Here is a 20,514-nt window from a genome sequence, read left to right as displayed (position 1 = left end):
CACCGCCCGATGGACGCCCTCAGCCTCGTGCCCATGTTCCTGGTCGGCCTGGCCGGCAGCGTGCACTGCATCGGCATGTGCGGCGGCATCGTGGGCGCCCTGTCGATCAGCGGCGGTGCCGCTCCCGCGCCAGCGCGCCCGGTGATCGCCATCGCCGTGGCGCGCCCGGCATTGCAGACAACCGTGCAGGCCAATGTGCTGCGCGTGCTGGCCTACAACGGCGGGCGCATAGGCAGCTACATGCTGGCTGGCGCCCTGGCCGGCAGCCTGGCCGGCGCGGGCATGCTGCACATGGCGTCACTGCAAGTGGCCGGCTACTGGCTGGCCAACCTGATGCTGGTGGCGTTGGGCCTGTACCTGATGGATGCCTGGCGCGGCCTGGCCCGGCTGGAAGCGGCGGGCAACGTCGTCTGGCGCCGCGTGCGCCCCCTGCTGAAACCGCTGATGCCCATGGATACGCCGTTCAAGGCCCTGGCCGTGGGCGGCCTGTGGGGCTGGGTGCCGTGCGGCATGGTCTACAGCGCGCTGCTGACGGCCATGATGCAAGGCTCGGCCCTGAGCGGTGCGGCCACGATGGCCGCCTTCGGCCTGGGCACCCTGCCCACGTTGCTGGGCATGGGCTTGCTGGGCACGCGCCTGCGCGCACAGATGCAGCGCCGCCCCGTGCGCATCGCCAGCGGCTTGCTGGTGCTGGGCTTTGGCTTGCTGGGCCTGCTGCGCGCCGCGAATGGCGTCTCGCTGGGCTGGCTCGACGCCCTGTGCGTCACGGGCCATCCATGAAAAGACGCATGAAAACAAACTTATGAATGCAGTTTTACAACCCTCCGCCTGCTTCCATTGCGGCTTGCCCGTGCCCAGCGGCTCGAGCTGGCACGTCACCATCGACGACGTGCCGCGCGCCATGTGCTGCCCCGGCTGCGAAGCGGTGGCGCAAACCATCGTCGACATCGGCCAGAGCGCGTATTATCGCGACCGCGACGAATACGCCGTCAACGCGGCTGACGCCACCATGGTGCCGCCCGAACTGCGTTTGTACAGCAATGACGACGCGCAATTCGCGCGCGACGCCAGCAGCTGCGAAGCGACCCTGTCCGTCGAAGGCATCCGCTGCGCCGCCTGCGTCTGGCTGATCGAACGTCAATTGACGCGCCTGCCCGGCGTGCAGGCGGCCAGCCTGAACGTCGCCACGGAGCGCCTGTACGTGCGCTGGAGCCGCGCGCAGTGCGAGCCGGGCGACATCCTGCAAGCCGTGCGGCAAGTCGGTTACACGGCCTATCCGTATGACGCCGTGCGCCATGGCGAACGCCTGCAAAAAGCCAGCAAGACGCTGGGCCGCCAGCTGTTCGTGGCCGGCCTGTCGATGATGCAGGTGATGATGTACGTGGCACCCGCCTACCTGGCGGCCGAAGACGGCACGCTGGACGACAATATGGCCAGCCTGATGCGCTGGGCCAGCCTGCTCTTGACCCTGCCCGCCATCTGCTATTCGGCCATGCCGTTTTTCCAGGGCGCCTGGGCCAGCCTGCGCGCGCGCACCCTGGGCATGGACGTGCCCGTGGCGCTGGGCATCCTGGCAGCGTTCTTCGGCAGCGTGGTGGCAACCTTTACGGGCCGCGGAGAGGTGTATTACGACTCGGCCACGATGTTCATTTTTCTACTGCTGTGCAGCCGCTATTTCGAGCTGCAGGCGCGCCGCAAGGCCGCCTCGGCCCTCGAGCGCTTGCAGCACGCCTTGCCCGCGTCCGCCTCGCTGATGGCGGGCTTTCCCGACAACCGCGCCACCACCCTGGTGCCGGCCGGCAGCCTGGCCGCCGGTGACATCATCCTGGTCAAGCCGGGCGAGGCGATCGCCGCCGACAGCGTCATCATCGAAGGCACGAGCGCGCTCGATTTATCGCTGCTGACGGGCGAGAGCGCGGCGCAGCGCCGCAAACTGGGCGAGCGGGTGCCGGGCGGCGCAATCAATGCCAGCGCGGCACTAATCTTGCGCGTACTGAAACCGGCGCGCGAAAGCACCTTGTCCGACCTGTTGAAGCTGATCGAGCGGGCCGGCAGCGGCAAGCCGCAGATCGCGCAGTGGGCGGATAAAGTGGCCGCCTGGTTCGTGCTGGGCCTGCTGCTGTTTGCCATCGCCGTGTTCGCCTTCTGGAGCTGGCACGATCCGTCGCAGGCGTGGCCCGTGGCCATCGCCGTGCTGGTCGTGTCGTGCCCCTGCGCGCTGTCTCTCGCCACGCCGACGGCGCTGGCGGCCGCCACCGACAGCCTGCTGCGGCGCGGCGTGCTGATCGTCCAGCCGCACGTGCTGGAAACCCTGCACCGCGCCACCCACATCGTCTTCGACAAGACGGGGACATTGACCCTGGGCCGCCCCGTGCTGAAACAGATCGAAGGCCTGGACGGCATGACGGAAGACGACTGCCTGCAGGTGGCCGCCGCGCTGGAGGCGGGCAGCGCCCATCCGCTGGCACAGGCGATCCTGGCAGCAGCGGGAGAAACACCGCGCACGCATGCGGAAAACCTGCAGGAAGTGCAGGGCCAGGGCCTCGAAGGCATCGTCGACGGCGTGCGCTACCGCCTGGGCAATGCGGCCTTTGTCGCCGCCATCGCGGGTCCGCCGCTGGGTGACACGGCCGTCGGCATGCAGGGCATGACGCCGCTGTACCTGGGCACGCAGGGGCGCTGGCTGACGCGTTTCCTGCTCAGCGACGCGCTGCGCCCGGAAGCGCGCGACGTGGTCGCGTATTTCCACCGGCACGGCAAGCAAGTCGTGCTGCTGAGCGGTGACCAGGAAGCGCTGACGCAAAGCGTGGCGGCGGAGCTGGGCATCGCCACGGCCTTCGGCGAATGCCTGCCCGATGAAAAGCTCGATTTCGTGCAGCAATTGCAGGCGACGGGCGCCGTGGTGGCGATGGTGGGCGACGGCATCAACGACGCCGCCGTGCTGAGCGGTGCCGACGTGTCCTTCGCCATGGGCTCCGGCGCCGCGCTGGCGCAAGCGCATGCGGACACGGTGCTGCTGTCGAGCCAATTGGTGTCCGTGCTCGACACGGCCAAGACGGCCGCGCGCAGCATGCGCATCATCCGCGAGAACCTGGGCTGGGCCACGCTGTACAATCTGACGGCCATCCCGGCCGCCGCGCTGGGCTTTTTAAACCCCTGGCTGTCCGGCGTCGGCATGGCTGCCAGCTCGGCGGTCGTCATCGCCAACGCCCTGCGCCTGCGGAAAGCCTGAACATGGAAGCACTGTATCTCCTCATCCCCCTGAGCGTCGTGGTCGTCTTCATCGCCCTGTGGGTGTATTTCACGGCCTCGGACAGCGGCCAGTTCGACGACCTCGTCGGACCGGGCCTGCGCGTGCTGCAGGACGACGATACGACGGTCAAGCCGGCGCCCGGCGAACCGCATCCCTGACCTCACCGCCCGGCCGGCGTCCCGCACGCCATGGCCGGCGCGTCTGCTCCACATGCCCTTTTTGCAGGGATCTTGTACGGCTTTTTTGATCGAAATATCACTTTATTTCGATGCCAGTTCGCTACGCTTATTTCATCCGGGGAATTTTGATCCACATCAAAGTTTTTTCGCGGTCAAACACTTACTCTCTGGCCACCATCATAAATAGTAATTCCAGGGAGAGTCTTTGTGGATCAATCGCTGAACTATAACTACAAGATCGTGAAGCAATTCGCGGTCGCTACTGTGGTATGGGGCATCATCGGCATGCTGGTTGGCGTTATCATCGCCGCTCAGCTGGCCTGGCCTGCCCTGAACCTCGACATACCATGGCTGACATACGGACGCTTGCGTCCGCTGCACACGAATGCGGTGATTTTCGCCTTCGGCATCTGCGGCCTGTTCGCCACCTCGTACTACGTCGTGCAACGCACCTGCCAGGTGCGCCTGTTTTCCGACAAACTGGCCGCCTTTACCTTCTGGGGCTGGCAAGCGGTAATCCTGTGCGCGGTCGTCAGCCTGCCCATGGGCCTGACCCGCGGCAAGGAATACGCCGAGCTGGAATGGCCTATCGCCATCCTCATCGCCGTCGTCTGGATCGCCTACGCCATCGTCTTCTTCGGCACCCTGATCAAGCGCAAGGTCAAGCACATCTACGTGGCGAACTGGTTCTTCGGCGCCTACATCCTGGCCGTGACGATTTTGCACGTGGTCAATGGCGCCGTCATGCCAGCCTCGTTCACCAAGTCGTATTCCGCGTATGCGGGCGTGCAGGACGCCATGATCCAGTGGTGGTACGGCCATAACGCGGTGGGCTTCATCCTGACCGCCGGCTACCTGGGCATGGTCTACTACTTCATCCCGAAACAGGCCGAGCGCCCCGTGTACTCGTACCGTCTGTCGATCGTCCACTTCTGGGCGCTGATCTTCACCTACATGTGGGCGGGCCCGCATCACCTGCACTACACGGCATTGCCTGACTGGACGCAATCGATCGGCATGGTCTTCTCGTTGGTCCTGCTGGCACCAAGCTGGGGCGGCATGATCAACGGCATCATGACCCTGTCGGGCGCCTGGCACAAGCTGCGCACCGATCCGATCCTGAAATTCATGATCGTCTCGCTGTCGTTCTACGGCATCGCCACCTTCGAAGGTCCGATGATGTCGATCAAGACCATCAACTCGCTGTCGCACTACACCGACTGGACCGTTGCCCACGTGCATGCGGGCGCCCTGGGCTGGGTGGGCTTCATCACCATGGGTTCGATCTACTACCTGCTGCCGCGTCTGGCGGGCCGCACGCAGATGCACAGCACGCGCCTGGTCGACGTGCACTTCTGGGTGGCCACCATCGGCATCGTGCTGTACATCGCCGCAATGTGGATCGCCGGCGTGATGCAGGGCCTGATGTGGCGCGCGGTCAATCCGGACGGCACCCTGACCTACACCTTTGTCGAGAGCGTGAAAGCAACGTATCCGTACTACGTGGTGCGCGTGGCCGGCGGCCTGCTGTACCTGTCGGGTATGTGCATCATGGGCTACAACACCTGGATGACTCTGCGCGGCAGCAAACTCCCCGTCGCCCGCATTCCGGAACTGAACGCGGCGCACGCCTGATAGGAGCGAAAGCAAATGAAATTTTCACATGCATGGATTGAGAAAAACCCCTGGCTGCTGATCGCCCTGGTCACGGTGGTGATCAGCATCGGCGGCGCCGTCGAGATCGTCCCCCTGTTCTTCCAGAAGAGCACGACGGAGCCCGTCGCCGGCCTGAAGCCGTATTCGCCGCTGCGCCTGGCGGGCCGCGACATCTACGTGCGCGAAGGCTGCTACAACTGCCATTCGCAGATGGTGCGTCCGCTGCGCGCGGAAACGGAACGCTATGGCCACTATTCGGTCGCCGGCGAGTTCGTCTACGACCGTCCGTTCCAGTGGGGTTCCAAGCGCACGGGGCCGGACCTGGCCCGCGTGGGCGCCCGCTACAGCGACGAATGGCACCGCACGCACTTGAACAACCCGCGCGACGTGGTGCCCGAGTCGAACATGCCGGCCTACCCCTGGCTGGCGAAGACCAAGCTGGTGCCTGACGACATCATGCCGAAGATGCGCGCCCTGAAACGCCTGGGCCAGCCGTACAGCGACGAAGAGATCGCCGCCGGCCCCGCGCAGCTGCAGGACAAGACGGAAGAAGACGCCCTGGTCGCCTATCTGCAAGGCCTCGGTACATTAATCAAAACAAGGAATTAGCATGGCAATCGAAAACCTGTTTGACAGCGCCAGCAGCGTCATGACGGTGGTTTCCTTTATGACATTCGTGGGCATCCTGTGGTGGACGTTCAGCCGCAGCAATGGCGACTTCGACGCGGCGGCACGCCTGCCGTTCGCCGACGAGGCGCTCGACTATCCGGCCGATGCCGCGCCGGCACAAGGGGAGCGCAACCATGGCTGACTTTACCAATGGCTTCTGGAATATCTACATCGTCGTGCTGTCCCTGCTGGGCATCATCGGCTGCGGCGTGCTGCTGTACTCGCAGTCGAAAGTGAAAGTGGCCGCCGGCGCCCCCGCCGACGGCACCACGGGCCACGTGTGGGACGAGGACTTGAAGGAACTCAATACGCCGATGCCGCGCTGGTGGATGTGGCTGTTCTACATCACCATCGTCTTCGCGCTGGCCTACCTGTTCCTGTACCCGGGCCTGGGCACCTACGCCGGCAGCCTGGGCTGGAAATCGACGGGCCAGTACGAGGAAGAGCTGAAGAAGGCGGAAGCCGACTACGGCCCCCTGTTCAACAAGTACCTGAGCCAGGACTTGAAGACGGTGGCCGCCGATCCGCAGGCGCAAGCGATCGGCCAGCGTCTGTTCCTGACCTACTGCGCGCAGTGCCACGGTTCGGATGCCCGCGGCAACAAGGGCTTCCCCAACCTGACGGACAAGGACTGGCTGTATGGCGGTGATCCCGACATCATCAAGACCACCATCATGCACGGCCGCAATGGGCAGATGCCGCCGATGGGCGCCGCGCTCGGTTCCGAAAAAGATGTCGAGAACGTGGCCCATTACGTGCTGAGTCTGTCCGGTTCCACGTCGGACCCCGTCAAGTCCGTGCTGGGCAAGGCCAAGTTCGGCGCCTGCATGGCCTGTCACGGTGCCGATGCGAAGGGCAACCAGATGCTCGGCGCGCCTAACCTGACGGACAAGATCTGGCTGTACGGCGGCAGCGCCGATACCATCATGGAAACCGTGCGCAAGGGTCGCAACAACACCATGCCGGCCTTCAGCGACTTCCTCGGCGAATCCAAGGTACACGTGCTGTCGGCGTATGTCTGGAGCCTGTCGAATCCCCAGACGCCCGTGAAATGATGTAATGGAACCTCAAGTCATCAAGATGTATGCGGCCCGCGAGCAAATCTACCCTCGCGAGGCCAAAGGACGCTACGCTACCTGGCGATGGGTATGCGTATGGCTTACCCAGCTCGCGTTCTACGGCTTGCCGTGGTTGACCTGGAATGGCAGGCAAGCCCTGCTGTTCGATTTGACCACGCGCAAGTTCTACATTTTCGGCGTCGTGCTGTGGCCCCAGGATTTCATCTATCTGGCGGCCCTGCTGATCATCTGTGCGTATTTGTTATTCCTCGTCACGGCCATTGCCGGGCGGGTGTGGTGCGGGTTTTCTTGCCCGCAAACGGTATACACGGAAATCTTCCTGTGGGTCGAACGCCGCATCGAGGGCACGCGCAGCGCGCGCATGGCCCTCGACAAGCAGGGCCCCTCCGTGCGCAAGGCGTTCAAGAAGACGGCCAAGCACCTGGTATGGGGCGCCATCGCCCTGTGGACGGGCTTTACCTTTGTCGGCTACTTCACGCCGATCAAGGAACTGGCGCGCGAGGTGACCACCCTCAATTTCGGTCCCTGGGAATGGTTCTGGGTCTTGTTCTACAGCCTGGCAACCTACGGCAACGCGGGCTGGCTGCGCGAGCAGGTGTGCAAATACATGTGCCCCTACGCGCGCTTCCAGAGCGCCATGTTCGACCAGGACACCCTGATCATCACCTACGATGCCAAGCGCGGCGAACCACGCGGCGCCATGAGCAAGAAGGCCGGCAACAACGACAAGCTGGGCGACTGCATCGATTGCACCCTGTGCGTGCAGGTGTGTCCGACCGGTATCGATATCCGCAACGGCCTGCAGTATGAATGCATCGGCTGCGCCGCCTGCGTCGATGCCTGCAATACCGTGATGGACAAGGTCGAGCGGCCGCGTGGCCTGATACGCTACAGCACCGACCATGCGATGGAAAACAACTTCAATTCGAAGCAGATCCGCCAGCGCGCCATGCGCCCGCGCGTGCTGATCTACACGTCCATCCTGGCCCTGATCATCATCGCCGTGTGTACGTCGCTGGCCCTGCGCACGCCCCTGAAAATGGACGTGATCCGCGACCGCGGTTCGATGGGACGCGAGGTGGAAGACGGCATGATCGAAAACGTCTATCGTCTGCAGATCATGAACACCTCGGAGCAAAGCCAGCACTTTAAAATCAGCGCTTCCGGCTTGCCGGGCCTGACCTTGCTGACGCGCGACGAAGTGACCTTGCAGCCGACGGAAACGCTGGGCTGGCCGATCCGCCTGCGCGTGCCGCACGGCGTCGGCGAGAAGGGCTCGAACAAGATTGCGATCGAATTGCACTCGCTGGACGACCCGTCGCTGCACGTGCGCGAAAGCGCGGTGTTCATCGTGCCGCGGTGATGTTGATTTGGGGTCGGCCCCTCCGGGTCCGACCCCGTTATTTCGCCGTAGGGGTATCATCAATCATGCGTTAGGGTCACTTGATTTTCAACCCGGAAGCAAAAGCTGGAGTCGGACCCAAAGGGTCCACCCCCAAGGAGAACACAATGTCCGACAGTCTGAAACTGCAACCTCCCGTTGCCCCGTGGTACAAACACCGCTGGCCATGGCTGCTGATGATCGGTCCCGGCCTGTCCGTGGTCGTCGGCAGCTTCATGGGCTATATCGCGTTTACGCAGCCCGATGCGCTGGTGGTGGGCGACTATTACAAGCAGGGCAAGGCGATCAACCAGGATTTGAAGCGCGACACGATCGCCAGCGACCTGGCCATGGATACGACCCTGTCGTATGACGTCGCTGCAGCGCGCCTGAGCGGCTCCGTGCACAGCTTCGGCAAGGCGTACCAGGGGCCTTTGCAGCTGCACCTGGCGCATGCGACCCTGCCGGAAAAGGATATCAAGCTGCTGGTGCAGCCCGATGCGGCCGGCAATTTTTCCGTGGCGCTGCCGATGCTCGAGCGCAGCCGCTGGCAAGTGCTGGTGGAAAACGACAAACGCGAGTGGCGCCTGTCCGGCATCTGGACCTGGCCCGTGCAACGCAGCATCGCGCTGCATGCGGATGAAGAGTTATAACGTACAGCGCCGGGAAAAAACCGTAGCGAGCGGCAGTGATTTGTGGCTGAGAAGCACAGCTGTGCTATAGCACAGCGAGCATCGCAGGCCGCAAAGCACGACGCGCAGTAGGTTTTGACGGTGCTGTTACTTGCAGACGTCGGTGCCGGCTGTAATGGCTTTTAACTTGGCCGGCTGCAAGATCTCGATCTCGCGGTTGGAGACGCGCAGCCAGCCTTCCTTCTTGAATTTCGACAATAAACGGCTGACGCTTTCGATGGTCAGGCCCAGGTAGTTGCCGATTTCCTCGCGCGACATGCGCAACTGAAATTTGCTGGCCGAATAGCCGCGCGCTTCATAGCGCGACGCCAGGTTGACGATAAAGGCGGCAAAACGCTGCGTCGCCTGCATGTTGCCCAGCAACAGCATGACACTTTGCTCGCGCGTGATTTCCTGGCTCATCATGCGGTGGAAATGGCGCAGCAGGGTCGGCATATTGCCCAGCAATTGTTCCAGGCTGGAAAACGGGATTTCACACACTTCGCTGTCTTCCAGCGCCACCGCATTACAGTGGTGGCGGTCGGCGCTGATGGCGTCCATGCCCAGCAGTTCGCCAGCCATCTGAAAACCCGTCACCTGCTCTTCGCCGCCCGGATTGATCTGGTAGGTCTTGAAGTGGCCCAGACGGATCGCATACAGGTTCTGGAACGAGTCGCCGATGCGGAACAGCGAAGCGCCGCGCACGATCTTGCGGCGGCGGCCGATGATCTGGTCCAGTCTGTCCATGTCGCCCACGTCGAGGCCCATCGGCAGGCACAATTGATGCATGCTGCAGGTCGAGCATCGCGCACGCAACGCTTCCACGGTCACTGTGGGCGAGGTTGGAGTGAGTAGCGCTTCAGTCATGTCGGTACCTTTTAGAAAATGCAACAACAAGTTTACTGCATACAGGGTTGCCGTGTGCCAATTTCACCGCAATTTCGCTGAATAAACGACGTTCCGACTTTAATTATATGGCAACATCGTCAAAAGCCCATGCGGAGAGGGCAATTTGCGTGGCGGCGCTTGCCAAGCTGGGGTATTGATAGGAAAATTCCTGACAGCATTATCTGCCGCCTGTGCCGCCCGGTACTGAAAAGGAAATCATGAAGCCTCTCGGCATCAAAGCAAAAGTCGCGCTGGCCACCAGCCTGACCTCGATCGCCATGATCGCGCTGGTCACCATGATCCAGGTGCAGCACATGCGCGACGATTTCACCAAGGTACTGTTGAGCCAGCAGTCGTCCCTGATCAGCCGCACCGCCGCCGAGCTCGACGACAAGCTGGGCATGCTGCTGCAGATCGTCACCCTGACGGCCCGGCAGCAGCCGCCAGAACTGATCACCCAGCCCGCCCAATTGCGCGACTACTATTCGCGCCGCTCGATGCTGGTGCTGTTCGACGACGTGCTGGTGCTCGACGCGCACGGCGCCGTCGTGGCCGACATGCCGGAAGTGGCGGGGCGCGCCGGGATCAACGTCGCCGAGCGCGAGTATTTCCAGACCGTGCTGCGCACGCGCCAGCCCATGATCACCGAGCCGATGCTGGGCAAATCGAGCGGCATGCCCATCGTGCAGATGGTCGCGCCCGTGCTGGGCGCCGATGGCCAGGTGGCCGGCGTGGTGATCGGCGTGCTGCGCCTGTACAAGGATAACCTGCTGGGGAGGTTGCGCTCAGAAAAGATCGGCAAGAGCGGCTATTACTTCGTCCTCACGCGCGGCGCCGTGCCGCGCTATGTGCTGCATCCCGACACCAGCCGTTTGCTGCAGCCGCGCCTGCCGAACGCCAACCTGACGACCACCCGGCTGCTGAAGGACGATGGCGAAGGCACCATGGTCAGCACCAACAGCCGCGGCATCACGGCCGTCAACAGCTTCAAGCGCCTGAAATCCGTAAATTGGCTGCTGGCCGCCTCGCTGCCCCTCGACGACGCCTTCGAACCGTTCGACGGCGTGCTGTACCGGCTGGTGCTGTGGAGCATCCTCGCCTCGCTGCTGGCCGCAGCCGTGCTGGGCTGGGTCACCGTGCGCCTGCTCTCGCCGCTGGTGCGCCTGCGCGACACCCTGCAGGCGCTGCGCGCCAGCGGCAGCCGTTTCACTCCCGTGCCCGTGCAGCAGCGCGACGAGATCGGCGAGCTGACGGAAGCGTTCAACGGCCTGATGAGCGAGCGCGACCGCTTGCAGCAGGAGCTCGAATCGCGCGCGGCGGAGCTGGAACAGGAGCGCGACCGGGCCGAGGCGGCCAACCGCGCGAAGAGCGATTTCGTGGCCAACATGAGCCATGAAATCCGCACGCCCCTCAATGCCGTGCTGGGCATGGTGTATTTGCTGGGCAATACCAAGCTCGATACGGAACAGCGCAAGTATCTGACCATGGTGCGCGTGGCCGGCCAGTCGCTGCTGGGCATCCTCAACGACGTGCTCGATTATTCGAAGATCGAGGCACGCCGCATGGAATTGTCGCCCGTCGAATTCGACCTCGACGAGGTCATGAACACGCTGGCCACGACGATGACGATGAATGCGGGCGAAAAGGAGCTGGAACTGGCGATTGCCGTCGAGCCCGACGTGCCGCGCCGCCTCATGGGCGACGCCCAGCGCCTGCAGCAGATTCTCGTCAACCTGGCCGGCAACGCCATCAAGTTCACCGAGAGCGGCGAAGTGGTGGTGGCCGTCAGCCTGTCCGAGAAAGACAAGGGCCGCGCCTGGCTGCGCTTCGAAGTGCGCGACACGGGCATCGGCATGACGGAGTTGCAGCAACAGCAGCTGTTTGCCGCGTTTTCGCAAGGCGACCAGAGCATCACGCGGCGCTTCGGCGGCACGGGCCTGGGCCTGGCCATCAGCAAACAGCTGATCCACATGATGGGCGGCGACATCGCCGTCGCCAGCAGCGAAGGCAAAGGCAGCCGCTTCTGGTTCAGCGTGCCGTTCGAGATGCTGGCGCAGCCGGCCGAAACGCGGCGCACGCCCACCCTGGGCCAGCTGCGCCTGCTGGTGGCCGACGACAACCGCACCACGCGCGAACTGATCGTCAAGCTGATCGAGGCATGGGGCTGGCTGGCCGACGAAGTGGACTCCGGCTTTGCCGCTATCGAACTGTACCGCGAGCGCCTGGCGCAGCAGCAGCCGTACGACGTGGTGCTGGCCGACTGGCACATGCCCGTGATGGACGGCCTGGCCACGGCCAAGGCTATCCGCCAGGCAGCCAGCGGCCAGCGCCAGCCCATCGTGGTGATGGTCAACGCCTTCGCCCGCAACCACCTGGAGGAAATCTCCAGCGCGGCCGAGGCCGACGTCGTGCTGATGAAGCCCATCACGGGCTCGAGCCTGTTCGACGCCCTGCACCAGGCGCTGATTACCAAGCACGACGGCGGCGAGCAGCGCATGCTGCAGCAGCCGCTGGGCACGGAACTGGCCGGCGTGCATTTCCTGCTGGTGGAAGACAACCATTTGAACCAGGCCGTGGCGCGCGGCATCCTCGAACACATGGGCGCCACCCTCGACGTGGTGGGCGACGGCTTGCAGGCCGTGGAACGGCTGCGCACGGAAGCGCTGCGCTACGACATCGTGCTGATGGACATGCAGATGCCCGTCATGGACGGCTTCAGCGCCACCCACATCATCCGCACGGAACTACGCTTGAGCCTGCCCGTGATCGCCATGACGGCCGGCGTGCTGGCGTCCGAGCGCGAGCGCTGCATGACGGCCGGCATCAGCGATTTCATCGCCAAGCCCGTGGTGGTGGAAGAGATGATGGAAGTGATCCTGCGCCACCTGCCCAAGCGCCCGCCAGTGCAGACGGCGGGGCCGGCGCCCGTCGCCGATGAGGAAGTGTTTTCCATGGCGCCGCTGATGCGCGTGATGGGGCGCGACGCGAAAGGGCGCGGCGTGCTGCGGCGCATGGTGGAAGACGCGCTGAACAAGGGCATGACGCCCATGCGCGACGCCGAAACAGCATTGCAGGCAGGCCGCCACAGCGACGTGGCGCGCATCCTGCACAGCGTGCGCGGCTCCGTCGGCACCCTGGGCACGAAACGCCTGATCCGCACCGCGTTCGCCACCGAGGAAGCCATCGATGCGGGCCGCCTCGACGAGGTGCCGGCGCTGCTGGCGCAGACGGCGCAGGAACTGGAGCAGGCGCTGGCGGCGGCGGCCGATTGGTTGTCCAGGCTGAAGGATTAAGCCTGCAACGTAAAACTGGGGTCAGACCCCGGAACCTTGTCGGATTACGCGCTTGCGCGCTAATCCGACCTACCCCATTTACGCGGGCACGCCCAGAATCACGCTGGACGCCTTGAAAATCGCCGTCACACTGCTGCCGATCTCGATGCCCAGCTCGGTGCTACTCTGGTTGGTGATGATGGCGGCGATCGTGCCGCCACGCGGCAAGTCCAGCACCACTTCCGTGTTCACGGCGCCCGTCTGCACGCGCGTCACCAGCCCGGCCAGCTGGTTGCGCGCGGAAAAGCGCGCGCCTGCGCTGTCGGCCACGAGGATGATCGACGATGCCTTGATCAGCGCAAACGCTTCCGCGCCCGGCACCAGGCCCAGGCTTGCGCTGCTGCCTTGCGTGACGATGGCCACGATGTGCTGGCCACCCGGCAATTCCAGCGTGACTTCGTCGTTGACGGCGCCCTGTTTCAGTTCGGCCACCTTGCCCAGGAATTGGTTGCGTGCCGTGGTTTTCATGGCCATTCTCCGTATGAGTAAAAGATCGTCGGCGATGCCTTCGGCCTGGCTGCCCAGCTGGCGCAGGTAGCGCGCATGCTCGCGCTCGATGATGCGGAAATTGTCGACCAGCTGGCGTCCCCGTTGCGTCAGCCGCGTGCCGCCGCCGCCCTTGCCGCCCGTCAGGCGTTCGACCAGCGGCTCGCCGGCCAGGTTGTTCATCGCGTCGATCGCGTCCCAGGCCGCCTTGTAGCTCATCTTCACCAGCTTGGCCGCCTGCGTGATGGAGCCGCATTCGGCGATGGCGCCCAGCAATTCCACCCGACCGGCGCCGCCCAGGTGCTCGCCGCCCACCGTCATCCATACCGAGCCTTGCAGGCCGATTTCCGCTGCCGCTGATTTATCCAATGCGTTCACCCAATGCCATGTGTTCTTCCCTGTTATCGATCTGTCCGTCGCGCAAGTACAGCACATGCTCGCCCAGGATGCGCGCATCTTCCGGATCATGGGTGATCAGGATCATGGGCACGTCCAGGCGCTGCTGCCACTGGCTCAGTTCCAGGCGCATTTTGACACGCAGGGCCGGATCGAGGGCGGCGAACGGCTCGTCGAGCAGCAACGCGGCCGGTTCCGCCACGAGCGCCCTCGCCAGCGCCACCCTTTGGCGCTGGCCTCCGGACAACTCGTCGGGAAACTGGTGCGCCAGTTCCTGCAAGTGGAAGGCATCGAGCCAATGCTCGACCGTCTGCAATTTTTCGCGCGCACGCGGATTGAACCAGCCGCGCGCCAGGCCGAAGCCCACGTTCTGGCGCACCGTCAGGTGCGGGAACAGCGCGTAATCCTGGAACAGGTAGGCGACATTGCGCTGCTGCGGCGGCAAGTTGATGCCGGCGGCCGAGTCGAACAGGGTACGCCCGTTCAGGCGGATATGGCCCGCATCCGGTGTAAACAGTCCGGCAATGGCTTTGAGGGTCATGCTCTTGCCGGCGCCGGACGGGCCATACATGGCGATGCGCTGGCTGCCGGAGGTGCATTGCACGTGCAGGTCGAAACGGCGTTTGCCGGAGCGCAAGGTAGCGCGAATGTCGAGGTCGAGTTGCATGGACGTCATCATAGGCCTCATTTGTGCGCGACGCGCCCGGGCGCCAGGCGGCCAGCCGACAGCAGCACCACGATGCAAACTAGCGAGATAATCACGACCAGCGTATTGGCCACCTCATCCTGGCCCGCCTGCACGGCTTCATACACGGCCACCGACAGGGTCTGCGTCTTGCCGGGAATGCTGCCGGCCACCATCAGGGTGGCGCCGAATTCGCCGAGCGCGCGCACGAAGCCCAGCAGCACGCCGGCCAGGATGCCGCGCCAGGCCAGCGGCAAGGTGACGCGAAAGAAAATCGCCAGCTCCGAGATGCCCAGCACGCGGGCCGCCTGCTCGAGCTGCCCGTCAACCGCTTCGAAGGCGGCGCGCGCGGGCTTGAAGACGAGGGGAAAGGCGACCACCGTGGAAGCGATCACGGCGCCCTGCCACGTAAAGATCAGGTTGATGCCGAAGTTGTCCTGCAGCCAGACGCCCAGGGTGCCGCGCCGGCCCAGCAGCACCAGCAGGTAATAGCCGAGCACGGTGGGCGGCATCACCATCGGCAGGGTCAGCAGGGCGTCGAGCAGCTCGCGCCCCGGAAAACGCGTGCGCGCCAGCAGATAGCCCGTACCGATGCCGAGCAGCAAATTGAGCGCCGTGGCCCAGGCCGCAACTTTGAGCGACAGGGCCAGCGCGGTCCAGGCGATATCCATGTACAGTCTTTTTACTTTATGGCTTTTTAAACCCGTACTTGGCCAGGATGGCTTGCGCAGGTGCCGTCTGCAGGTAGCTGACGAAGCGCTTCGCTTCGGCGGCATTGCCGCTGCCCTTGATGGTGGCGATCGGGTACAGCACGGGCGCGTCGAGCGGCACGTCCAGCACCACGTTCACCTTGTCTTTCATGATGGCCGCGTCGGTGGCGTAGACAAAGCCCGCATCGACTTCGCCGCGCGCCACATAGTCGAGCGACTGGCGCACGTTTTGCGTGCCGATGGCTTTCGGCTGCACGGCTTCCCACAGCTTCGCCTTCTTCAGCGCGCCTTCCGAATAGCGGCCGACGGGCACGCTGGCCGGGTTGGCGATGGCCACGCGGGTCACGCCCTTGTGCGTCAGGTCGGCCAAAGCTTTGATGCCCAGCTTGCTATCGTGCGGCACGATCAGCACCAGGCTGTTGCCGACGAAGTCCATGCGGTCGGCCGGCAATACCAGGCCCTGCTTTTGCGCCGCATCCATGGTTTCCTGGTCGGCAGAGGCAAACACGTCGACGGGCGCGCCCTTGACGATCTGCTGCAGCAGCACGCCCGAGGCGGCAAAGTTCAGGGACACCTTGCTGCCCGGATACTGCGCCTCGTAGCTTTGCGCCGCATCCTTGAACGCGTTCGTCAGGCTGGCTGCGGCCGACACGACCACTTCGCCGGCAAGGGCGGAGGTAGCGGCAGTGGCGAGCAGGGTGACGCCAAGCAGGCGGGCGAGGGAGGTGAGGCGCAAGGTGAGGCACATGAGCGTATCCTGAATGAGAAAAGAACCAGGTCCGTAATATACACCGATATATAGCGTTCTGCCATTGCACAGATCAAGCCGGTACCAGGCCGATTCCCTGATATACTGTATATAAACACAGTATATCGAGGTGCACCATGGAATTGACGGACAAGCTGGAAATCCTGGCCGACGCGGCCAAGTACGACGCTTCCTGTGCCAGCAGCGGCGCGCCGAAGCGCGATTCCATCGGCAAGGACGGCTTTGGCGCCACCTCGGGCATGGGGATTTGCCACAGCTACACGCCGGACGGGCGCTGCGTCTCGCTGCTGAAGATACTGTTGACCAATTACTGCCTGTACGATTGCCAGTACTGCGTCAACCGCCGTACCTCGAACGTGCCGCGCGCGCGCTTTACGGTGGCCGAAGTGGTGAAACTGACCAGCGACTTTTACCTGCGCAACTACATCGACGGCCTGTTCCTCAGTTCCGGCATCATCCAGTCGGCCGACTACACGATGGAGCAACTGGTGCAGGTGGCGCGCGAGTTGCGCGAAGTACACCAGTTCCGCGGCTACATCCACCTGAAAACCATCCCCGACGCCGATCCGGCCCTGGTCGCGCAGGCGGGCCGCTATGCCGACCGGCTCAGCGTCAACATCGAATTGCCGACCCAGGACAGCGTGCAGAAGCTGGCGCCGGAAAAGAGCGTGCACACGATCAAGCTGGCCATGGGCGCCATCCGCCGCAAGCTCGATGAAAAGGCCGAAGAACCGCGCTCGCCGCGCTTCGCGCCGGCCGGGCAAAGCACGCAGATGATCGTCGGCGCCGACGCCAGCGACGACCAGCAAATCCTCGCCACGGCCGAGACCCTGTACGGCAGCTATAAACTCAAGCGCGTGTACTACTCGGCCTTCAGCCCCATCCCCGACAGCCCGAAAAGCGTGCCGCTGGCGCCGCCGCCGATGCTGCGCGAACACCGGCTGTACCAGGCCGATTTCTTGCTGCGTAGCTATGGTTTCCAGGCCAGCGAACTGCTGCCCGCCAGCGGCGGCAACCTGGCGCTCGACATCGATCCGAAACTGGCGTGGGCGCTGGCGCACCGCGAACATTTTCCGCTGGACTTGAACCGCGCGGCGCAGCACATGATCGCGCGCGTGCCCGGCATCGGCCTGCGTAACGCGCAGCGCATCGTCGACCTGCGCCGTTTGCGGCAAGTGCGCTATGCCGACCTGTCGCGCCTGCGCTGCAGCATGAAAAAGATTGCCCCCTTCATCATCACGGCCGACTACTTTCCCGCACGCGACACCACCGCCTCCGAACATTTGCGCCGCGCCATGGCGGACGCACCGCAGCAATTGAACTTATGGCCGGAGCTGCAGGCAGCATGAGTACGTTCGTGCGGCTGGCGCAATCGTTCGACGCGTGGCGCGCGGCCGCGCGCGAACTGATCGCGCGCGGCGTGCCGCCTGCCGACGTGGCCTGGCAATCGCAGCCCGGCGACGGCGACCTGTTTTCCTCCACGCCAGAGGCCACGGATACCGGCGCGCCACCGCTGCGCCTGCCCCGCCAGCTGGTGGAACTGCTGGAAAGCGCCGCCTGTTTCAACGTGCATGACCGCTGGGCCTTCCTGTATCAGGTGCTGTGGCGCTGGCAGCAGGGCCAGCACGACGTGGTGTCCCCGGCCGACGCGGACGGCGCGCGCCTGCACGCCATGGTCAAGGCCGTGCACCGCGAGGAGCACGACATGCATGCCTACGTGCGCTTCCGCGAGCGGGCCGAAAGTGACGGCGCGCCCCGTTTTGTCGCCTGGTTCGAGCCCACGCACGCGGTGCTGCCGCAGGTGGCGCGCCACTTCGCGCGCCGCATGGGAAAGGCCAGCTGGATGATCGCCACGCCCGGCGCCAGCATGCTGTGGGATGGCGCCACCTTGCACGCGGGACCGGCCCTGCTGCGCGGCGCGGCCGACATCGACGATGCGGGCGAAGCGCTATGGCTGACGTACTACCGCAGCATCTTCAACCCCGCGCGCGTGAATGCGGACTTGCTGCACAGCCATATCCCTTCGCGCTTCTGGAAAAATTTACCCGAAGGCGCCATCGTGCCCACCATGCTGAGCGGCGCGGCCAACGGCGAGCGGCGCACGGGCCAAACCGCCAGCGTGGGACAGCGGCAGGGCGCCGCCATGATCCCGATCAGCGCAGAGCGGGCCCAGCCGGTGCGCGAGGCCGCCACGACACTGGACCAGTGCCGCCGCTGCGCACTGTGGCAGCACGCCACGCAAGCCGTGCCCGGCACAGGTCCGCACACCGCCCGCATCATGCTCGTCGGTGAACAACCGGGCGACCAGGAAGACCTGGCCGGACTGCCGTTCGTCGGCCCGGCCGGTACACTGCTGGACCAGGCCATGCAGGAAGCGGGCCTAGCGCGCGACAGCATCTATCTGACCAATGCCGTCAAGCATTTCAAGTGGGAACCGCGCGGCAAGCGCCGCCTGCACAAGACCCCGGCCCAGCGCGAGATCCTCGCCTGCCATGGCTGGCTGGAAGAAGAGATCGAACGTGGCAAACCACAGGTGATCGTGGCGCTGGGCAGCACGGCATTGAAATCCGTGCTGCAGGATGGCGCGGCCAGCATGACGCCGCTGATCGGCACGCCCATCGAACACGACGGGCGCTGGGTGGTGACCGTGTATCACCCGTCATATGTGCTGCGCGCACGGGACGAAGAGAGCCGGCGCCAGGCCTACGCGGTGATTGTCGATGGCTTGCGGCAGGCGCTGCGGCTACTGCAGGAGCCGCATCACGGCGTCGCCGCCGGCACTTCCTGCGCCTCATCGCGCCGCGCATAGCGCTGCGCAATCACGGCGCAGATCATCAATTGAATCTGGTGGAACAGCATCAGCGGCAAAATCACCATGCCCAGCGAGTGCGTGGCGAACAAGACCTTGGCCATCGGTACGCCGCTGGCCAGGCTTTTCTTCGAGCCGCAAAAGACGATGGCGATCTCATCTTCCTTGTTAAAACCCAGGCGGCGGCTGATGAACGTCATCAGGCCCAGGACCAGGGCCAGCAGCACGATGCTGAACACGCCCAGGGCGACCAGGGTTTCCACCGAGATCGTGTGCCACAGGCCTTCGCTGACGGCTTCGCTGAAGGCCGTGTAGACCACCAGCAAAATGGAACCCTGGTCGACGAATTTCAGCATGGCCTTGTGGCGGTCGACCCAGCGGCCTATCCAGCGGCGCAGGAACTGGCCGGCCAGGAAGGGCAGCAGCAATTGCATGACAATCGATAAAACGGCGTCGACCGACGACTTGCTTTCCGCGCCTTTCGCCACCAGCAAGCCCACCAGGATGGGGGCAAGAAAAATGCCGATGAAATTCGAGGCCGAAGCGCTGCAGATGGCGGCTGGCACATTGCCGCGCGCCATGGCCGTCAGCGCGATCGACGATTGCACGGTCGACGGCAAGGCGCACAGGAACAAAATGCCCACGTACAGCTCGGGCGTGAGGAAGGTCAGCGCCAGCGGCCGCAGGGCCAGGCCCAGCAGGGGGAACAAAATAAACGTGCTGGCCAGCACCAGCAAATGCAGGCGCCAGTGCATGACGCCGGCCACCACAGCTTCGCGCGAGAGCTTGGCGCCATGCAGGAAGAACAGGGCGCCGATGGCAACAGTGGTGATATTGCCGAAGACCACGGCCGTCTGGCCCGTGCAGGGCAGGAAGCTGGCCAGCGCCACGGTGACGAGCAGGGCGATGGTGAAGTTGTCGGGTTTCAGATTGCGCAGCAGGGCGGCGGAAGAAAAAGAAGACATGCGGTAGCCTGGTAGCGGCCCAGCCTTGCAACACTGCGCCATGGATGACAAAAAGCGCCGGAATCGGCGCCAGTGCTGGCTATTCTAACCCTATCGCCGGACTACCTGCCTGGAAGCAAGCGTGGCTTGTGGACACAATGGCACAAAAAAAATGCCCTGTCCGCAGACAGGGCAACCCGGAGTAAAGTACAGCGCGAGGGATTAACCGGCGGCTTTGACTTTCAGCTCGTTCTTGATTTCTTTCACGCCGCTCACGGAAGCGACGATCTGCACGACGCGGTCACCCGCTTCGGCGCTCGGTACATCGCCCGACAGGACGACCACACCTTGCTGGGTTGCTACCTTGACTGGCAGGGCAGCGGCTTGCGCATCGGCGCTCAGGGCGGCCTTGGCCGAGGAAGTGATGGTTTCATCAGGGACGGCAGCGGCGGCGTTGGCGGCCACGACGGTGTCAGCAGGAGCTTGTGCTTTTGGGGCGGAGTCAGCTGCATGCGAAGCGGTGATCGAGGCGCCCGACAGTACGATAGCGGCAACCAGGGTATTGAACAGTTTCGATGTTTGCATGGTAGTTCCTCTCAATGAAGTT

The 20,514-nt window shown here is 64.2% G+C and carries 19 protein-coding genes; 12 read left to right on the top strand and 7 right to left on the bottom strand.

Going from position 1 to position 20,514, the window contains the following annotated elements; all coding sequences use genetic code 11:
• The first annotated feature begins 9 nt into the window (after positions 1 to 9).
• From AC1Q6X_RS10805 to AC1Q6X_RS10765, 9 genes are all read left to right on the top strand, one after another.
• Positions 10 to 780, top strand: coding sequence for a sulfite exporter TauE/SafE family protein (locus AC1Q6X_RS10805; protein WP_492496875.1), 771 nt, complete (start codon positions 10 to 12; stop codon positions 778 to 780).
• Positions 781 to 802: 22 nt separating this feature from the next.
• Positions 803 to 3,232 (top strand): heavy metal translocating P-type ATPase, encoded by a 2,430-nt coding sequence (locus AC1Q6X_RS10800; RefSeq protein ID WP_492496873.1) that lies wholly within the window; start codon positions 803 to 805, stop codon positions 3,230 to 3,232.
• 2 nt (positions 3,233 to 3,234) lie between these two features.
• Complete coding sequence (gene ccoS, locus AC1Q6X_RS10795) at positions 3,235 to 3,411, top strand: cbb3-type cytochrome oxidase assembly protein CcoS (RefSeq protein ID WP_046681774.1); 177 nt, start codon at positions 3,235 to 3,237, stop codon at positions 3,409 to 3,411.
• A 228-nt stretch (positions 3,412 to 3,639) separates the two neighbouring features.
• Entirely contained in the window at positions 3,640 to 5,067 is a 1,428-nt protein-coding gene (gene ccoN / locus AC1Q6X_RS10790; protein ID WP_046681775.1) for a cytochrome-c oxidase, cbb3-type subunit I, read from the top strand.
• Between the two features lie 15 nt (positions 5,068 to 5,082).
• Positions 5,083 to 5,697, top strand: a complete 615-nt coding sequence (gene ccoO / locus AC1Q6X_RS10785; RefSeq protein ID WP_070223252.1) for a cytochrome-c oxidase, cbb3-type subunit II — start codon at positions 5,083 to 5,085, stop codon at positions 5,695 to 5,697.
• A gap of 1 nt (position 5,698) precedes the next feature.
• Positions 5,699 to 5,899, top strand: a complete 201-nt coding sequence (locus AC1Q6X_RS10780) for a cbb3-type cytochrome oxidase subunit 3 (protein ID WP_070223255.1) — start codon at positions 5,699 to 5,701, stop codon at positions 5,897 to 5,899.
• On the top strand, positions 5,892 to 6,812 hold the full coding sequence (gene ccoP / locus AC1Q6X_RS10775; RefSeq protein WP_046681778.1) for a cytochrome-c oxidase, cbb3-type subunit III: 921 nt from the start codon (positions 5,892 to 5,894) through the stop codon (positions 6,810 to 6,812). The genes AC1Q6X_RS10780 and ccoP overlap by 8 nt, the downstream gene beginning before the upstream one ends.
• 4 nt (positions 6,813 to 6,816) lie before the next feature.
• Positions 6,817 to 8,199 (top strand): cytochrome c oxidase accessory protein CcoG, encoded by a 1,383-nt coding sequence (gene ccoG / locus AC1Q6X_RS10770; RefSeq protein WP_121670761.1) that lies wholly within the window; start codon positions 6,817 to 6,819, stop codon positions 8,197 to 8,199.
• A 146-nt stretch (positions 8,200 to 8,345) separates the two neighbouring features.
• On the top strand, positions 8,346 to 8,870 hold the full coding sequence (locus AC1Q6X_RS10765; protein WP_070223257.1) for a FixH family protein: 525 nt from the start codon (positions 8,346 to 8,348) through the stop codon (positions 8,868 to 8,870).
• Positions 8,871 to 8,996: 126 nt separating this feature from the next.
• Here AC1Q6X_RS10765 and fnr read toward each other — a convergent pair whose 3' ends face one another.
• Positions 8,997 to 9,755, bottom strand: coding sequence for a fumarate/nitrate reduction transcriptional regulator Fnr (gene fnr / locus AC1Q6X_RS10760; RefSeq protein WP_070223259.1), 759 nt, complete (start codon positions 9,753 to 9,755; stop codon positions 8,997 to 8,999).
• A gap of 239 nt (positions 9,756 to 9,994) precedes the next feature.
• On the opposite strand from fnr, the gene AC1Q6X_RS10755 reads away from it, so the two are divergent.
• On the top strand, positions 9,995 to 13,069 hold the full coding sequence (locus tag AC1Q6X_RS10755; RefSeq protein ID WP_492496868.1) for a response regulator: 3,075 nt from the start codon (positions 9,995 to 9,997) through the stop codon (positions 13,067 to 13,069).
• 78 nt (positions 13,070 to 13,147) lie between these two features.
• On the opposite strand, the gene AC1Q6X_RS10750 is transcribed toward AC1Q6X_RS10755, so the two are convergent.
• The 4 genes from AC1Q6X_RS10750 to modA are packed head-to-tail and all read right to left on the bottom strand — an operon-like array spanning position 13,148 to position 16,133.
• On the bottom strand, positions 13,148 to 13,915 hold the full coding sequence (locus AC1Q6X_RS10750; RefSeq protein WP_070223263.1) for a TOBE domain-containing protein: 768 nt from the start codon (positions 13,913 to 13,915) through the stop codon (positions 13,148 to 13,150).
• A 40-nt stretch (positions 13,916 to 13,955) separates the two neighbouring features.
• The gene (locus tag AC1Q6X_RS10745; RefSeq protein ID WP_492496954.1) at positions 13,956 to 14,666 is read right to left on the bottom strand and encodes a sulfate/molybdate ABC transporter ATP-binding protein; all 711 of its coding nucleotides are present in this window, start codon (positions 14,664 to 14,666) and stop codon (positions 13,956 to 13,958) included.
• 8 nt (positions 14,667 to 14,674) lie between these two features.
• Positions 14,675 to 15,346, bottom strand: coding sequence for a molybdate ABC transporter permease subunit (modB, locus tag AC1Q6X_RS10740; RefSeq protein WP_492496866.1), 672 nt, complete (start codon positions 15,344 to 15,346; stop codon positions 14,675 to 14,677).
• Between the two features lie 16 nt (positions 15,347 to 15,362).
• Positions 15,363 to 16,133: a molybdate ABC transporter substrate-binding protein gene (gene modA / locus AC1Q6X_RS10735; RefSeq protein ID WP_070223268.1), complete on the bottom strand. Its 771-nt coding sequence runs from the start codon at positions 16,131 to 16,133 to the stop codon at positions 15,363 to 15,365.
• 137 nt (positions 16,134 to 16,270) lie between these two features.
• Between modA and AC1Q6X_RS10730 the strand changes: the two genes are divergently transcribed.
• On the top strand, positions 16,271 to 17,503 hold the full coding sequence (locus AC1Q6X_RS10730; RefSeq protein ID WP_070312680.1) for a putative DNA modification/repair radical SAM protein: 1,233 nt from the start codon (positions 16,271 to 16,273) through the stop codon (positions 17,501 to 17,503).
• Entirely contained in the window at positions 17,500 to 18,963 is a 1,464-nt protein-coding gene (locus tag AC1Q6X_RS10725; RefSeq protein ID WP_492496863.1) for a UdgX family uracil-DNA binding protein, read from the top strand. Before AC1Q6X_RS10730 ends, AC1Q6X_RS10725 begins: the two co-directional genes overlap by 4 nt.
• Here the strand turns inward: AC1Q6X_RS10725 and AC1Q6X_RS10720 are convergent.
• Positions 18,915 to 19,928 (bottom strand): bile acid:sodium symporter family protein, encoded by a 1,014-nt coding sequence (locus tag AC1Q6X_RS10720; protein ID WP_492496862.1) that lies wholly within the window; start codon positions 19,926 to 19,928, stop codon positions 18,915 to 18,917. The genes AC1Q6X_RS10725 and AC1Q6X_RS10720 overlap by 49 nt on opposite strands.
• 201 nt (positions 19,929 to 20,129) lie before the next feature.
• Positions 20,130 to 20,492 carry a BON domain-containing protein gene (locus AC1Q6X_RS10715; protein ID WP_034752546.1) on the bottom strand — a complete coding sequence of 121 codons (363 nt, stop codon included), beginning with the start codon at positions 20,490 to 20,492 and terminating at the stop codon, positions 20,130 to 20,132.
• Positions 20,493 to 20,514 lie beyond the last annotated feature (22 nt).

The sequence above is a fragment of the Janthinobacterium sp. GW823-FHT06H09 genome, from assembly GCF_058794735.1.
This window is presented reverse-complemented; position numbering and strand designations above follow the sequence as displayed.

Excerpts from the sequence above, each read along its gene's own strand:
- ccoG (WP_121670761.1), top strand. The coding sequence starts at position 6,817 with ATGGAACCTCAAGTCATCAAGATGTATGCGGCCCGCGAGCAAATCTAC.
- AC1Q6X_RS10800 (WP_492496873.1), top strand. The coding sequence starts at position 803 with ATGAATGCAGTTTTACAACCCTCCGCCTGCTTCCATTGCGGCTTGCCC.
- fnr (WP_070223259.1), bottom strand. The coding sequence starts at position 9,755 with ATGACTGAAGCGCTACTCACTCCAACCTCGCCCACAGTGACCGTGGAA.
- ccoP (WP_046681778.1), top strand. The coding sequence starts at position 5,892 with ATGGCTGACTTTACCAATGGCTTCTGGAATATCTACATCGTCGTGCTG.
- AC1Q6X_RS10730 (WP_070312680.1), top strand. The coding sequence starts at position 16,271 with ATGGAATTGACGGACAAGCTGGAAATCCTGGCCGACGCGGCCAAGTAC.
- ccoS (WP_046681774.1), top strand. The coding sequence starts at position 3,235 with ATGGAAGCACTGTATCTCCTCATCCCCCTGAGCGTCGTGGTCGTCTTC.
- AC1Q6X_RS10725 (WP_492496863.1), top strand. The coding sequence starts at position 17,500 with ATGAGTACGTTCGTGCGGCTGGCGCAATCGTTCGACGCGTGGCGCGCG.
- AC1Q6X_RS10780 (WP_070223255.1), top strand. The coding sequence starts at position 5,699 with ATGGCAATCGAAAACCTGTTTGACAGCGCCAGCAGCGTCATGACGGTG.
- AC1Q6X_RS10750 (WP_070223263.1), bottom strand. The coding sequence starts at position 13,915 with ATGACGGTGGGCGGCGAGCACCTGGGCGGCGCCGGTCGGGTGGAATTG.
- modB (WP_492496866.1), bottom strand. The coding sequence starts at position 15,346 with ATGGATATCGCCTGGACCGCGCTGGCCCTGTCGCTCAAAGTTGCGGCC.
- modA (WP_070223268.1), bottom strand. The coding sequence starts at position 16,133 with ATGTGCCTCACCTTGCGCCTCACCTCCCTCGCCCGCCTGCTTGGCGTC.
- AC1Q6X_RS10720 (WP_492496862.1), bottom strand. The coding sequence starts at position 19,928 with ATGTCTTCTTTTTCTTCCGCCGCCCTGCTGCGCAATCTGAAACCCGAC.
- AC1Q6X_RS10755 (WP_492496868.1), top strand. The coding sequence starts at position 9,995 with ATGAAGCCTCTCGGCATCAAAGCAAAAGTCGCGCTGGCCACCAGCCTG.
- AC1Q6X_RS10715 (WP_034752546.1), bottom strand. The coding sequence starts at position 20,492 with ATGCAAACATCGAAACTGTTCAATACCCTGGTTGCCGCTATCGTACTG.
- AC1Q6X_RS10765 (WP_070223257.1), top strand. The coding sequence starts at position 8,346 with ATGTCCGACAGTCTGAAACTGCAACCTCCCGTTGCCCCGTGGTACAAA.
- ccoO (WP_070223252.1), top strand. The coding sequence starts at position 5,083 with ATGAAATTTTCACATGCATGGATTGAGAAAAACCCCTGGCTGCTGATC.
- AC1Q6X_RS10805 (WP_492496875.1), top strand. The coding sequence starts at position 10 with ATGGACGCCCTCAGCCTCGTGCCCATGTTCCTGGTCGGCCTGGCCGGC.
- AC1Q6X_RS10745 (WP_492496954.1), bottom strand. The coding sequence starts at position 14,666 with ATGACGTCCATGCAACTCGACCTCGACATTCGCGCTACCTTGCGCTCC.